The sequence below is a fragment of the Roseateles aquae genome (assembly GCF_032337115.1).
GTDB lineage: Bacteria > Pseudomonadota > Gammaproteobacteria > Burkholderiales > Burkholderiaceae_C > Roseateles_C > Roseateles_C aquae.
Genome location: NZ_JAVXZY010000012.1, coordinates 18,400 through 30,848 on the forward strand (window position 1 = coordinate 18,400; position 12,449 = coordinate 30,848).

At 68.1% G+C, this 12,449-nt stretch carries 10 protein-coding genes; 8 read left to right on the forward strand and 2 right to left on the reverse strand.

From position 1 onward, the window contains the following. Positions 1 to 2: 2 nt before the first annotated feature. Entirely contained in the window at positions 3 to 1,997 is a 1,995-nt protein-coding gene (locus RQP53_RS21985) for a monovalent cation:proton antiporter family protein (RefSeq protein WP_434064138.1), read from the reverse strand. A gap of 250 nt (positions 1,998 to 2,247) precedes the next feature. Here RQP53_RS21985 and RQP53_RS21990 point away from each other — a divergent pair, with 250 nt between their 5' ends. Further along, complete coding sequence (locus tag RQP53_RS21990; protein ID WP_315652853.1) at positions 2,248 to 3,519, forward strand: Glu/Leu/Phe/Val family dehydrogenase; 1,272 nt, start codon at positions 2,248 to 2,250, stop codon at positions 3,517 to 3,519. Positions 3,520 to 3,598: 79 nt separating this feature from the next. Here the strand turns inward: RQP53_RS21990 and RQP53_RS21995 are convergent, their stop codons facing one another. Next, on the reverse strand, positions 3,599 to 4,990 hold the full coding sequence (locus RQP53_RS21995) for an FAD/NAD(P)-binding protein (RefSeq protein WP_315652854.1): 1,392 nt from the start codon (positions 4,988 to 4,990) through the stop codon (positions 3,599 to 3,601). A 170-nt stretch (positions 4,991 to 5,160) separates the two neighbouring features. Between RQP53_RS21995 and RQP53_RS22000 the strand changes: the two genes are divergently transcribed. From RQP53_RS22000 to RQP53_RS22030, 7 genes are all read left to right on the forward strand, one after another. Next, positions 5,161 to 6,000 (forward strand): hypothetical protein, encoded by an 840-nt coding sequence (locus RQP53_RS22000; protein ID WP_315652855.1) that lies wholly within the window; start codon positions 5,161 to 5,163, stop codon positions 5,998 to 6,000. Continuing rightward, positions 5,997 to 6,371, forward strand: coding sequence for a hypothetical protein (locus RQP53_RS22005; RefSeq protein WP_315652856.1), 375 nt, complete (start codon positions 5,997 to 5,999; stop codon positions 6,369 to 6,371). The genes RQP53_RS22000 and RQP53_RS22005 overlap by 4 nt, the downstream gene beginning before the upstream one ends. A 40-nt stretch (positions 6,372 to 6,411) precedes the next feature. Beyond that, on the forward strand, positions 6,412 to 7,401 hold the full coding sequence (locus tag RQP53_RS22010; protein WP_315652857.1) for a KpsF/GutQ family sugar-phosphate isomerase: 990 nt from the start codon (positions 6,412 to 6,414) through the stop codon (positions 7,399 to 7,401). Positions 7,402 to 7,611: 210 nt separating this feature from the next. Further along, the gene (locus RQP53_RS22015) at positions 7,612 to 8,208 is read left to right on the forward strand and encodes a KdsC family phosphatase (protein WP_315652858.1); all 597 of its coding nucleotides are present in this window, start codon (positions 7,612 to 7,614) and stop codon (positions 8,206 to 8,208) included. Beyond that, the gene (gene lptC, locus RQP53_RS22020) at positions 8,208 to 8,888 is read left to right on the forward strand and encodes an LPS export ABC transporter periplasmic protein LptC (RefSeq protein WP_315652859.1); all 681 of its coding nucleotides are present in this window, start codon (positions 8,208 to 8,210) and stop codon (positions 8,886 to 8,888) included. The genes RQP53_RS22015 and lptC overlap by 1 nt, the downstream gene beginning before the upstream one ends. Next, on the forward strand, positions 8,885 to 9,655 hold the full coding sequence (locus RQP53_RS22025) for an SDR family oxidoreductase (RefSeq protein ID WP_315652860.1): 771 nt from the start codon (positions 8,885 to 8,887) through the stop codon (positions 9,653 to 9,655). Before lptC ends, RQP53_RS22025 begins: the two co-directional genes overlap by 4 nt. Before the next feature lie 272 nt (positions 9,656 to 9,927). Continuing rightward, positions 9,928 to 12,267, forward strand: coding sequence for a carbohydrate binding family 9 domain-containing protein (locus tag RQP53_RS22030; RefSeq protein ID WP_315652861.1), 2,340 nt, complete (start codon positions 9,928 to 9,930; stop codon positions 12,265 to 12,267). The last annotated feature ends 182 nt before the right edge of the window (positions 12,268 to 12,449 follow it).

The following is a 12,449-nucleotide window of genomic DNA, read 5'->3' on the forward strand; positions in this document are numbered from 1 at the left end:
GCTCAGGTGCGCAACAGCTTTTCTTCCGCCAAGGCCAGCGCCTCCGGCACGCCGGCCAACACCAGGGTGTCGCCGCCGGCCAGCAGCAACTCGTCGCTGGCGCTGACCACCGCGCCGTTGCTGCGCCTGACCGAAACCACGCTGACGCCGGTGGCGTGCAGCGCCAAGAGGCCCAGCGGCTGCTGGACATAGCTGCTGGCCTGGGGCAGCGTCACCGAGCGCAAGCGGGCCTGGTCGCGCTCCTCGACAGTGTCGTCATCGGCGCCATGGAAGTAGCCGCGCAAGAGGCCATAGCGGGCGTCGCGGGCATCGCGGGTCAGCCGGATCACGCGGCGCATCGGCACGCCGACAAGGGCCAGCGCATGGCTGGCCAGCATCAGCGAGCCCTCCAGCGCCTCGGGCACCACCTCGGTGGCGCCGGCCGCGCGCAGCTTTTCCAGATCGCTGTCGTCCAGCGTGCGCACGATCACCGGCACATGGGCGGCGTGTGAGCGCACCAGGCGCAGGATCTTCAGCGCCGAGGCGGTGTCGTGATAGCTGATCACCACCGCGCTGGCTCGCGCCAGGCCGGCGGCCATCAGGCTTTGCAGCCGGGCGGCATCGCCGAAGACCACGCTCTGGCCGGCCGCCGCGGCCTGGCGCACCCGGTCGGGGTCCAGGTCCAGTGCCATATAGGGGATGTGCTCGCCCTGCAGCAGCGTGGCCAGGTTCTGGCCGCTGCGGCCGTAGCCGCAGATGATCACATGGGCATCGGCCTTGATCGCCTTCTTGGCAATCGTCGTCAGCGCCACCGATTGCAGCAGCCAGTCGCTGGCGGAGAGCTTCATCACGATGCGGTCGCTGTACATCACGATCAGCGGCGTCAGCAGCATCGAGATCACCATGCTGGCCAGCACCGGGCTGACCCAGGCCGGCGCCAGCAGCTTGTGCTGGGCGCCCAGCGTCAGCAGCACAAAGCCGAATTCGCCGGCCTGCGCCAGATAGAGGCCGGTGCGCAGCGACACGCCGCTGGGTGCCTTGAACAGCCGCGCCAGGCTGGCGATCAGCACGAACTTGAACAGCAAGGGCAGCACGGTGAACAGAATCACCAGCGGCCATTGGCTGATCACCGGCCGCCAGTCCAGCTTCATGCCGATGGTGATGAAGAACAGGCCCAGCAGCACGTCGTGAAAGGGCCGGATATCGGTTTCCACCTGGTGCTTGTATTCGGTCTCGGCGATCAGCATGCCGGCGACGAAAGCGCCCAGCGCCAGCGACAGCCCGGCATGCTCGGTCAGCCAGGCCAGGCCCAGCGTGACCAGCAGCAGATTGAGCATGAAAAGCTCTTCGCTCTTGCGCCGCGCCACGAGTGTGAGCCACCAGCGCATCGCCGTCTGGCCGCCAACGAGCAGGATGCTCAGCAGCACCGCCGCCTTGACGCCGGCCCAGGCCAAGGACTGCATCATCGTGCCGCCATCGCTGTTCAGCGCCGGGATCAGCACCAAGAGCGGCACCACGGCCAGATCCTGGAACAGGAGCACGCTGATGACGCGCCGGCCATGTTCGCTCTCCAGCTCCAGCCGCTCGGCCATCAGCTTGACGACGATGGCGGTCGAACTCATCGCCATCGCCGCGCCGAGCACCAGGGCGCCCTGCCAGGACAGCGTCCAGGGCCAGCCCATCATGGCAAAGCCCCATTGCAGCAGCGCCTGGCCGAGCAATGTGCCGATGATGCTGATCAGCACCTGCAACAGCCCCAGGCCGAACACCAGCGTGCGCATGCTGCGCAGCTTGGGCAGATTGAACTCCAGGCCGATGACGAACATCAGGAAGACGACGCCAAACTCGGCCAGATAGCGGATGCCCTCGGAATCGCCGGACAGCGCCATCGCGTTCGGGCCGATCAGCACGCCCACCGCCAGATAGCCCAGCATCGGCGGCAGCTTCAGCGAGCGGCAGACCACGACACCGAGCACAGCGGCCACCAGATACAACAGGGCAAGGTCCAGCGAGCTCATCATGGCCGCCATGGTAATGCGAGGCCCTGGCTCGACAGCTGATGCCGGGCCGCTTTGCTCATGGCTGCAACAGCGCCAGAGGCGGTGCCTTGATGCCTCCGGAGTGCTGGCGAAACTGTGCATTTCGGCGCAAACTCGGCACCTTATGCGCAAGCTGCATAGGCGAATGTGCACTTGGCTTTGGAAATGCTGGCGTCCCCAATCTGGTTCGCGATACCGTTCGCGTCACCAAAAAATTACGGAGCAGTACATGCCCAATCTGTCTTTTGTCTCGCCGACGCGCAACAGTCCCTGGGGTACCTATCTGTCCCAGATCGACGCCGTTGAACCCTATCTGGGTCATCTGGCACGCTGGGTCGAGACGCTGCGCCGCCCCAAGCGCGCGCTGATCGTCGACATCCCCATCGAACTCGACAACGGCACCATCGCCCACTATGAAGGCTATCGCGTCCAGCACAGCCTGACGCGCGGCCCGGGCAAGGGTGGCGTGCGCTACCACCCCGATGTGACGCTGGAAGAAGTGATGGCGCTGTCGGCCTGGATGACGATCAAGAACGCCGCGGTCAACCTGCCTTACGGCGGCGCCAAGGGCGGGATTCGTCTGGATCCCAAGACCTTGTCGATGAAGGAACTGGAAAAAGTTACACGCAGGTACACCAGCGAGATCGGCATCATCATCGGCCCGCAGCAGGACATTCCGGCGCCTGACGTCAACACCAACGGCCAGATCATGGCCTGGATGATGGACACCTACTCGATGAACACCGGCGCCACCGCGACCGGCGTCGTCACCGGCAAGCCGATCCCGCTGGGCGGCTCGCTGGGCCGCGTGGCTGCCACCGGCCGCGGCGTGTTCGTGATCGGCCGTGAAGCGATGCGCCGCCTGAACATCGCGATGGAAGGTGCGCGCGTGGCGGTGCAGGGCTTCGGCAACGTCGGCTCGATCGCCGCCAAGCTGTTCGCCGCCAATGGCGCCAAGATCGTCGCCGTGCAGGACCACACCGGCACCATCCTGAATGAAAAGGGTGTCGATATGCAGGACCTGCTCGACCACGTGGCCAAGACCGGCGGCGTGGGCGGCTTCAAGGGTGCCGATCGCATCGACAACGAGAACTTCTGGGACGTCAAGACCGATGTGCTGATCCCCGCGGCCCTGGAAGGCCAGATCAGCGCCGAGCGTGCCCAGCGCATCTCGACCCGCCTGGTGCTGGAAGGCGCCAATGGCCCGACCACGCCCGATGGCGACCAGGTGCTGGCCGACCGCGGCATCATCGTCGTGCCCGACGTCATCGCCAACTCCGGTGGCGTGACCGTGTCCTACTTCGAATGGGTGCAGGACTTCTCGTCCTTCTTCTGGACCGAAGACGAGATCAACGTCCGCCTGGACAAGATCATCACCGGCGCCTTCAAGGGCATCTGGGAGACCTCGGAACAGCACCGCATCTCGCTGCGCACGGCGGCCTTCGTCGTTGCCTGCACCCGCGTGCTTCAGGCCCGCGAAGAACGCGGTCTCTACCCCTGAGGCGAAGTGACGCACAGACCGGCCGCGGCCGGTCATGCACGCACAATTCGCAAGACGGCCCTCCTCGGAGGGCCGTTTTTCATGGCGCTGTGCAGGCCTGGGCCAGGCGCTCGGCAAAGACGCGCAACTCGGGCACGGCGGTCGCTTCCCAGTGCTGCGCCTTCAGCAACGGGCCCAGGTAGAACAGCCCGGCTTGAGGCCGCCCTTGCGCATCGAGCAGGCGCAATCCGGCGTCGGTGTGCAGGCCCAGGCCCAGCGGGCAAGGCTGCAGCCGGCCTTGCTGCTGCAGCGCCGCCAGCAGCGGCGAGCGTTCGGCGGCAAAGCCGCTGGCGCTGCCGGCCGTCGGCCCCGAGCAGTTGAGGATGCGCGCGGCCTCGAAGCTTCGCGCCTCGCCACCGCCACGGGGCCGCCAGCTCAGCCGCGCACGGCCGCCGTCCAGCAGCTCGACCAACTGCAAGCGCCCGGCCACGGCACACAACTGGCCGCTGGCCCGCGCTGCCTCGAGCACGGCGATGGCGGACGGCGCGGCGCGGTGGCGGTGCACATCCCACAAGGCCTGCAGATGGCGCAGAAAGCGGGCCCGGTCGCTCAGATCGAGCCGGCTCCAGCAGCTGGCGGTGTGGGCGCGAAAGGCGCCCAGCACATCGCGCCAGTCGCGGCCCAGTGCCGCGGCGCGGCGCAGCTCGGCGCGGAACAGCCGGGTCATCTGGCGCAGCGTTTGGGCCTCGCGGGTCAGCGCGTGGTCGAGCTGCCAGTTCGGCGGCGGCAGTTCGTTGGCGCGGTGGCCCAGCGGCTGCAGGCCGCGGCGCGACAAGGCCAGCAGCGGGCCACGATGGCCGCGGCGGCGCAGCGACAAGAGCATGTCCAGCATCGTCAGGCCGCTGCCGATCAGCGCCACCGGCGCTTCGGCGTCGAGTTCGTCCAGCGCGCTGGCTTGCCAGGGGTCGTTGATGTAAAGCCCGGCCGGCAATTGCTGCAATGCCGGCAGCGCGGCACGCGGCGCGAAATGGCCCAGCGCCAGCACCACCGCGTCCACGTCCAGCGTTGCGCTGCTGCCGTCAGCGCAGGTGTAGCGCAGCCGCTCGGCGCCGCTGGACTGTGTCTCCAGCTCCTGGACCGCCGCCACGACGCTGTGCACGGTGACACCCGGATGCTCGGCCTGCGCCGCCTGCAAGCTGGCCTGCAGGTAGACGCCGTAGAGCCGCCGCGACACGAATTCATGGCCGTCACCGGCCAGGCTCTGCGTCTGCAGCCAGCGCTGGAAATGGCCGGGATCCTGCGGGTAGAGGCTCATCCGTGCCGCCGGCACATTGAGCTGGTGCTCATCGGACTGGGTGCCATAGGCCAGGCCGCGGGCCATGCTGCCCGAGGCGTTGAACAAGTACAGCTCGCTGCCGGCGGGCAGGCGCGCCAGCAACTGGCAGGCCGCGGCGACACCACTGAAGCCGGTGCCGATGATGGCGACTTTCATTCCTTGCTCACTCTCAGGTCTGGAGTCCGATCGGGCGCCAGGCCTTGTGGGCTCGGCGCGCTGGCGGCGATTCTAGGCACCGCCGAAGCCATGGCTTTGGCCTGGCTTAAGCTTTCGCTCCCTAGACTGCACGTGCCGCCACCCGATCCCGCACCAGCGCGCAGCCCACCATGCCTCGTTTTCCCTTCAAAGTCTGTTTGCCTGGCCTGTTGGTGGCGACATCGTGTACGGCATTCGCCGAGCTGCCGGCCGAAACGCCAGCCCAGCTGGAGAAGGTCGAAACCACCGGCGAGGCGCGCATCGAGCGTGAGCAGAAGACCGTTGCGCAGCTGCTCAAGGCGCGCCTGGCCTTTGACAAATACCGAGCACTGGCCCCAGCGGCGCAGTTCTTTGTGCGCCTTTACCCACGGCGCGACCCGCGCGATCTGGCCGATATCGCGCTGGAGCTGCGCAGCCGCGCCGGCCGCCAGTCGCTGGCTTTGGACGAGCAGCAGCGCTTTGAGATCGACCCGGCCTGGGCCGGTTTGCCCGATGACGCCATTGTTCGCAGCAAGCTGGCCGAAGGGCGGCTGGCCTGGCACCCGGATGTGCGCACGCCGGGTCTGCCTCCGAACACGCGGCGGCTTGGCGATCTCCGCCTGGAATGCCATGTCGACATCTATGGCGCCGATACCTTGGTGCGCGGCATCAAGTTGCCGGCCTTCTACGCGGCGCGGGCCCTGACCGATGTCTGCGCCAGGCTGAAGCTCTACGGACATTTTGCTGATCGACCCGTTTTCGGCATCACCTTGGTCCATGGCAGCCGCCGCAAGAGCCTGCCCTACGAGAACCTGCATGGCAGCCTGGTAGCGCAGGACAGCCCGATATTCGGCTTGGTCGACTGGGCCTACTGGCTGCGCGACCGCATGTACGTCGTGCCGCTGGACGATGCCAGCTGGCCCGACGACACCTTGCTGGAGTTTGAAGACATGGATGAAACCGCCTTGGCTGCCGATGGAGGCGCACGATGAGCCGCGCCCTGCTTACCGCGCTGGTGGTGGCGCTGGCCGGCTGCACGACGGTGGGCAACGGCCAGATGAAGGCGCTCGACGCGCAGCAGGCCGCGCAATGGCTGCAGCCGGGGCGCACCAGCCGGGCCGAGGCCGAACAAAAGTTGGGCCGCGGCAGCGTGCTGCGCTTCGAGTCCAGCGGCTGGGAGACCTGGCACTATTTCTACAAGGATGGCCTGCCCAAGTTCCTGGATTTCGTGCCCGTCGTCGGTCTGGTCACCGAACGGGTGGAGAGCGGCTCCAAGGAGCTGGTGCTGCTGTTCGACCAGCATGGCGTGCTGCGCAAATACGCGCTGCGCGAGCAGGGCCTGGGGCTGAAACCGCAGTTCTGAGCTCGCTGCTGGTGAGGGCCTGCTTGCTACACTGCCGGCCATGACTCATTCCCAGCGTTTTGACCCCGCACGAGCGGTCGAGATGGCCAAAGAGGCCCTGCAGATCGAGGCCCAGGCGCTGCAGCAGATGGCGCCGCGGCTGGGCGACAGCTTCGCGGCCGCCGTTCATGCGGTGCTGGCCTGCGCCGGCCGCGTGGCCGTGATGGGCATGGGCAAGAGCGGCCATGTCGGCCGCAAGATCGCTGCCACGCTGGCCTCCACCGGCACGCCGGCGCTGTTCGTTCACCCGGCCGAGGCCAGCCATGGCGATCTCGGCATGGTCACCGCCAAGGATGTGGTGCTGGCCCTGTCCAATTCCGGCGAGAGCGATGAACTCAACGCCGTGTTGCCGGTGCTCAAGCGCCTGGGCGTGGTCATCATCGCGATGACCGGTCGCGCCGACTCCAGCCTGGCCCGCCACGCCACCATCGTGCTGGACAGCGGTGTTGCCAAGGAAGCCTGCCCGCTGAACCTGGCGCCAACCGCCAGCACCACGGCGCAGATGGCGCTCGGCGATGCGCTGGCCGTGGCCCTGCTCGACGCTCGCGGCTTCCGCGAGGAAGACTTTGCCCGCTCGCATCCCGGCGGTGCGCTCGGCCGCAAGCTGCTGACGCATGTACGCGACCTGATGCGCAGCGGCGAGGCGCTGCCGCGCGTCAGCCCCGACACGCCCTTCACCGAGATGATGCGCGAGATGTCGGCCAAGAGCCTGGGCCTGGCCATCGTCGTCGACGCCGAAGACCGTGTGCAGCGCGTCTTCACCGATGGCGATCTGCGCCGCTTGATCGAGCGCGGTGTTGATCTGCGCGGCCTGAAGGCCGGCGAGGTCGGCTCGACGAACCCCAAGTCGGTGCCCGGCGATGCGCTGGCCGTCGAGGCTGCCGACCTGATGGAGTCGGCCCGCATCACCGTCGTGCTGGTGCAGGATGGCGAGGGCAAGCTTCAAGGCGCCATCCACATCAACGACTTGATGTCGGCCAAGGTGATTTGATGGTCCACCCCCTACGCGCTGCGCGGCTCTGCGAGCCGCGTCAGGCCACTGGCCTGACCCCTCGGCAGGCACAAACGGCCAGCCGTTTGTGTCCGGCCTCGGCCCCCTCGAAGGGGGCACGCCCGCAGGACCGGCAGAGCCGGATCCTCGGGCGTCGCTGGGTTTTTCTTTGGACTGCCATCCCTGATTGCCACGATTGCGGCTGACACCATGCCACTGACACCTGCACTGCGCTTTCCGACTGAACTGCTGCTCAAGGCCCAGGGGCCAGGTCTTGCCCCTGAGGGCGGCATCAAGGCGGCGATCTTTGATGTCGATGGCGTGCTGACCGATGGCCGCATCTACATCGCCGAGCAGGGCGAGAGCTTCAAGGCCTTCTCGACGCTGGATGGCCATGGCCTCAAGCTGCTGGCGCAGGGCGGCATCACGCCCATCATCATCACCGGCCGCGACTCGCCGGCGGTGCGCCGCCGGGTCGCCGATCTGGGCCTGCGGCATGCCGTCTACGGCGCGAAAGACAAGCTGGCCGTGGCCCAGCCGCTGCTTGATCAGCTGGGCCTGGACTGGCCGCAGGTCGCCGCGATGGGCGACGACTGGCCCGATCTGCCGCTGCTGACGCGTGCCGGATTTGCCTGCGCGCCGGCTCAAGCCCATGCCGAGGTGCTGGCCGTGGCCCACCACATCACCGCCGCCCCCGGTGGTCATGGCGCCGCACGCGAATGCTGCGATTTGCTGCTGATGGCGGCCGGCCGCTATGCCGCGCTGCTGCAGGGGCATCTGGATACGCTGGACGGAGGCACGGCCTGATGGCCGCGACGCTGGCACCGCCGCGCGCGCCCCAGGTGCGCCGCGCGCCGCAGCCGCTGATCTGGCGGTTGCAATCGCTGCTGTCCAGCTATCTGCCCCTGCTGCTGATGGCCTTTCTGGCCGCCTTCACCTGGTGGCTGGTCAAGAACACGCCGGCGCCCGACGAGCCCGGCCAGCCGCTGGCGCCGCGCCATGTGCCGGACTACCGGATGAGTGGCTTCGAGCTGCAGCGCTTTGATGCCGCGGGCCGGCTCAGCGCGCGCATCCTTGGCCGCGAGATGCGCCACTACCCGGATACCGACACGATAGAGATCGATGGTGTCGAGTTGCGCGGCCATGGCCGCGACGGCAGCCTGACGCTGGCCAGCGCCACACGTGCGCTCAGCAATGGCGACGGCAGCGAGCTGCAGCTGATCGGCGATGTGCGGGTGCGCCGCTGGGATCAGGACGGCGCCGCTCAGCAGGCCAGCCCCAAGCTGGAGCTGCAAGGCGAGTTCATGCACGCCTTCATGGCCACCGAGAAGCTGCGCTCGCACCTGCCGGTGACGCTGAAAACGGCGCGCGGCGAGGTCCGTGCCAGCAGCTTCGAATACGACAACCTGAGCGGCCAGCTGCAGTTCAGCGGCCACAGCACGGCGCGCTTTGATCCGCCGGCGGCATCGCGCAAGGCCCGACCATGAAGCTTGTCTACATCACCGGCGCGTCCAGCGGCCTGGGCCAGGCCCTGGCGCTGCACTACTACCACCAGGGCTGGGCGCTGGCGCTGGTGGCGCGGCGCACCGCCGAGATCGCCAGCTGGGCCCAGGCCCAGGGCCTGCAGCCTGAGCGTTATCGCATCTACGGTGCCGACGTCAGCGACGTGGCCGCTATCACCGGCGCCGGCCGCCAGTGCATCGCCGAACAGGGCCTGCCCGAGGTGGTGATCGCCAATGCCGGCATCAGCGTCGGCATGGACAGTGCCATCCCCGGCGATATCGAGGTGCTGCAGCGCATCTACGCGACCAACAATATTGGCCTGGCCGCGACCTTCCAGCCCTTCATCACGCCGATGAACGAGCGCCGCCGCGGCAGCCTGGTCGGCATCGCCAGCGTGGCCGGCATTCGCGGCCTGCCCGGCCATGCCGGCTACTGCTCCAGCAAGGCGGCGGTCATCAGCTATTGCGAAAGCCTGCGCGGCGAATGCCGGCCCCACGGTGTGCGCGTGCTGACCATCGCGCCCGGCTATATCGCCACGCCGCTGACGGCCAGGAACCGCTACGCCATGCCCTTCCTGATGCAGCCCGAGGACTTCGCCCGCCGCGCCTACGAGACGATTGAGGCTGGCGTCAGCTTTCGCGTCATCCCTTGGCAGATGGGCTGGGTGGCGCGTCTGATGCGGCTGCTGCCTAACTGGCTGTTTGATCGGCTGCTGAGCGGCCGCCCGCGCAAGCATCGCGACGGCGAGTAGGCGCTGCCATCGCCATGACGAATGGCAGAGGGCCGGGCTTGCTCGCTACACTGACGCTGGTCCGCCGCCAAGGCAGTGAGCCTGCCCTGCCAGATCAAGCTTTCATCCAGCGCCGCTGCGGAAGGCCGCATGTCCAAGGTTCTTCATCCCTGTTAGCTGAGCGCGCTCGCCTCAGCCCCTGAAGCGATCAGCGCCGGCCGTCATCGGCTTGGTCGCTGCCCGATGCCTTGCCGCTCGCCGCGCCGCTCGACGGCGTGACACACATGCCTCTCATGAAACACTCACTGACCAGCCTGGCGCTGGCCCTGTGCAGCTGCGCTGCGCTCGCCGGCCCCGACACGGCGGCCTTCTATCCCGAGGGGGTCAGCGGCCCGCGGGCCCTGCGCGTCAAGCACGCAGCGCTGCAGCTGGACGGCCGCCTCGACGACGCCCTGTGGGCCGAGGCGCCCATCCACGACGCCTTCGTCCAGCACCAGCCGGAGGATCGCCGGCCGGCGCGCTGGCACACCACGGTGCAGGTCGTCGTTGACGACGACGCGATCACCTTCGGCATCCGCGCCTACGACCCCGAGCCGAGCAAGATCCGCGCGCCGCTGGCGCGGCGTGATCAGGTCAAGCGCGACCAGGACTTTGTCATCGTCGTTCTCGATCCTGTCGGCCAGCGCCGCGCGGCCCAGTTTGCCCGCGTCAGCGCCAGCGGCGTAATTGCCGACGGCGTGTTCACCGCCGACGACGATGCCGAGGACTTCTCGCCCGACTTCGATCTGCAGGCCGCCGCGCAACTGCTGCCGGATGGCTACAGCGTCGAGCTGCGCTGGCCGCTGGCGGCGCTGCGCTACCCCTATGCCGGCGGCGCGCCGTGGCGGCTGATGGTCGGGCGCAGCATGCCGCGCGAAGACAGCGTGATGATGCTCAGCGCGCCGCTGACCCACGATGCGCTGAGCTTCATTGCCGAGCTGCAGCCGCTGGAGGGCCTCGGTGATCTGGTCGAGACGGTGCGCGAGCGCAGTTTCCTGCAGGTCCGTCCTGAACTCAGCGCCCGCCAGCTGCGCCGCAGCGTGTCCGAGGGTGCGGCAGACGGGCACAGCGAGCGGCATCGTGAAGCGGCCCTGGGGGCCGAGATCAAGTGGCGGCCGCGCGCCGACTGGGTGATCGACGCGACGCTGAACCCGGACTTCTCCCAGGTCGAGCTGGACACGCCACAGCTGGCCGGCAACACCCGCTATGCGCTGTTCCAGCAGGAGAAGCGGCCCTTCTTTTTGGAAAGCAAGGATGTGGTCGGTGCGGGCCAGGCCGAAGACGCCGGTGCTGCCCACAGCCAGGCGGCCTTCTACTCGCGCGCCATCACCGATCCGGACTGGGGCCTGCGCGCCACCTGGCGCGGTGTCGACGCCGAGGCGACGGCGCTGAGCGTCCGCGATGCCGGTGGGGGTCAGGTCTTGCGCGCCCATGCCTACGGCACCCGCTACTTCGAGCAGCATGGCCGTTCGCAGGCCAGCTTTGTGCGTGCGCGCCAGCAGATCGGTGAGCTGAGCCTGGCCGGGCTGGGCGCGCGGCGCGACTACGGCAACGGCCGCCGCAACAGCGTGTTCGGCACTGACTTCGCCTGGCGGGCCAGCGAGCAAGCACTGCTGCGCGGCCATCTGCTGCTGTCCGACACCACCGCCGGCTTCGATGCCCAGGGCCAGGCGCAGCGCCAGACGGCCGAGCGCGGTCACCGGCTGTGGCTGAGCTGGCGCGAGCGCAGTGCCGACTGGAACCATCTGGCCCATTTCGAACATGTGGCGCCGGGCTTTGCCAACGACAACGGCTTTGTCAGCCAGACCGGCTTCCGCCGTGTCAGCCTGGAATCGCATCGCCGGCTGGGCGCGCAGAGCTGGGCGCCGCTGGGCGAGGGCCTGCGGCTGCAGGCCTATGAGTTCGAATGGCAAATGCAGGCGCAGGAGACGCGCGCGCTGGCCGATGCGCGCGAGGGCGTGGCCGCCGGCGAACTGATCGAGCGCCGGCTGCACCCGGGGCTTTGGTTCTCGTCGGCACGCAACTTCGAGCTGTGGTCGCATCTGAATCTCGACCAGCAACGCGCGCGCAGCGCGGGCAGGCTGCATTCGCCGCGAACGCTGACGCTGGGATTCAGCGTCAGCCCGGCGCCCTGGCTGGGCCTGCTCTCGGCCGAGCTGGAATGGGGGCGACGGCTTGATGTCGAGGCCGATCGCCTGGGCCGGGGTCTGGTCTGGACGCTGGAGGCCAAGATGCGCACGCCGCTGTGGAAGGGCTGGTGGCTGGACTTCGAGCCGCATCTCAGCGGTGCCTCGGTTCGTTCACCGCAAGGCGATGCGTCGCTGAGCGAGTTGGCCGCGCAGGCGCTGGCGGTGCTGCACTTCGGGGCACGTGATTCGGTGCGTGCCACCGTGCAGCACACGCGGCTGAATCGGGTCGCCGAGCCCGGCCTGGCTGGCAGTGCCGACCGCGAGCGGCTCCTGGCGCTGATGTATCAGCACCGCCAGGGCCTGCGCAAGGTCTACAGCCTTGGTTTCACGCAGTCGCGCCAGCAGCCCGGCGCCGAGCGTGAAACCCAGTGGTTTGCCAAGCTGGCGATCGACTTGATGGACTGAGGCGAGCCGCGGAGTTGCGGCCACAAAGGCCATGCGTGAAGGCCATGAAGAGGGCTCTTTGCGCGTTAGCTGTTGATCTGCCAAAACAAACCACAGAGCCACAGAGTCGCAGAGGAATTCACAGAGGGAACAGAGGTTCGCTGCGTTTTTCTCTGTGTCTCAGTGCCTCTGTGGTTGCCTTT

What these genes read in the sequence shown, in the direction of transcription:
- RQP53_RS21985 (WP_434064138.1), bottom strand. Translation starts at nt 1,997, where the DNA reads ATGAGCTCGCTGGACCTTGCCCTGTTGTATCTGGTGGCCGCTGTGCTC.
- RQP53_RS21990 (WP_315652853.1), top strand. Translation starts at nt 2,248, where the DNA reads ATGCCCAATCTGTCTTTTGTCTCGCCGACGCGCAACAGTCCCTGGGGT.
- RQP53_RS21995 (WP_315652854.1), bottom strand. Translation starts at nt 4,990, where the DNA reads ATGAAAGTCGCCATCATCGGCACCGGCTTCAGTGGTGTCGCCGCGGCC.
- RQP53_RS22000 (WP_315652855.1), top strand. Translation starts at nt 5,161, where the DNA reads ATGCCTCGTTTTCCCTTCAAAGTCTGTTTGCCTGGCCTGTTGGTGGCG.
- RQP53_RS22005 (WP_315652856.1), top strand. Translation starts at nt 5,997, where the DNA reads ATGAGCCGCGCCCTGCTTACCGCGCTGGTGGTGGCGCTGGCCGGCTGC.
- RQP53_RS22010 (WP_315652857.1), top strand. Translation starts at nt 6,412, where the DNA reads ATGACTCATTCCCAGCGTTTTGACCCCGCACGAGCGGTCGAGATGGCC.
- RQP53_RS22015 (WP_315652858.1), top strand. Translation starts at nt 7,612, where the DNA reads ATGCCACTGACACCTGCACTGCGCTTTCCGACTGAACTGCTGCTCAAG.
- lptC (WP_315652859.1), top strand. Translation starts at nt 8,208, where the DNA reads ATGGCCGCGACGCTGGCACCGCCGCGCGCGCCCCAGGTGCGCCGCGCG.
- RQP53_RS22025 (WP_315652860.1), top strand. Translation starts at nt 8,885, where the DNA reads ATGAAGCTTGTCTACATCACCGGCGCGTCCAGCGGCCTGGGCCAGGCC.
- RQP53_RS22030 (WP_315652861.1), top strand. Translation starts at nt 9,928, where the DNA reads ATGAAACACTCACTGACCAGCCTGGCGCTGGCCCTGTGCAGCTGCGCT.